Annotated in this window: 1 protein-coding gene and 1 pseudogene; both read left to right on the forward strand. The window is 39.8% G+C overall.

Annotated features, from left to right (window positions below; all coding sequences use genetic code 11):
* Window positions 1–760 (forward strand): SEL1-like repeat protein (locus L4D76_RS28585; protein ID WP_489686033.1); only part of this gene is annotated, 760 nt, incomplete at its 5' end.
* 74 nt (window positions 761–834) lie between these two features.
* A pseudogene (locus L4D76_RS28590) lies at window positions 835–1,154 on the forward strand (hypothetical protein); the annotation flags it as partial.

The following is a 1,154-nucleotide window of genomic DNA, read 5'->3' on the forward strand; positions in this document are numbered from 1 at the left end:
AGCTGAAGCGGGAAATCCGGATGCAATGTACTGGCTGGGTCGTTCATTAGAATTTCAGGATTTTCAAAAGGGTTTAACCGCCGGAGAATGGTTCTATAAATCAGCTGAGTTAGGTAACCCATGGGCGATGACCTCACTTAGGGATAAAACGAATTGTGAATTCTTTGGTTGGCCATGTAAAAGAACAAACTGGAGTGAAAAGCGATTAGAGATCTGGCGTGATATGGCTGCAAAAGGTGATGGACTCGCCGAATATGCTCTGGCAACTTATGATTTAGGTTGGAAAGGATATATTCCATTTGTTAGAAAGAATGAAAAAATTCGTCGATTAACTAAAGCATTAGAAATGGGGGAAGGAACTGCCGCAATAAAGTTAAATGGACTATTACTTGGGAATCATGGTTATGATACAGCACCTAAAAATATAAGAGAAGAATGTGCGAAAATTTTATCTATTGCTGCTGAAAATGGTTACGCACGCGCGATGACAGCTGTTGCTAGTTATTCGGATATTATTGGCTACGAAGCAACAAAAAATTGGTTATATAAATCTCTAGAACTCGGCTATCCGGTTGCAGCATTTTCATTAGCAAATATTTATGATGAAGGAGGTAATGGTTTAGAGAAAGACAGTGAACAAGCATATTATTATGCAGTTATTAGTACAAGGGTAGGTGACCTGTATGGAAGTAGCTTATCTTTTGCTTTAGAGAGTGGTGGGATTGGTGGCGATTTAACAAAAGAAAAAAAACGGAATTAGATAAAAAAGCAGACGAATGGTTTGCAACCCACACTATTAATTATTTTTACAACGAAGTTAATTTGTTTTAAGCCATGATGAAAGCCTTCTTAACACAACTAACACATGCCATATTGATCAATGTAGTTCTCTGCAGCTACAGCCATGCCAGTTTTGAACAGGGTATGGAATATGTGCAGCAAGCCCACTGGCATGATGCCGAGCAAGAACTTAGACCAGAAGCTGAAGCGGGAAATCCGGATGCAATGTACTGGCTGGGTCGTTCATTAGAATTTCAGGATTTTCAAAAGGGTTTAACCGCCGGAGAATGGTTCTATAAATCAGCTGAGTTAGGTAACCCATGGGCGATGACCTCACTTAGGGATAAAACGAATTGTGAATTCTTTGGTTGGCC

It is taken from the genome of Photobacterium sagamiensis (genome assembly GCF_050337085.1).
In the GTDB taxonomy this organism is placed as follows: Bacteria; Pseudomonadota; Gammaproteobacteria; order Enterobacterales; family Vibrionaceae; genus Photobacterium; species Photobacterium sagamiensis.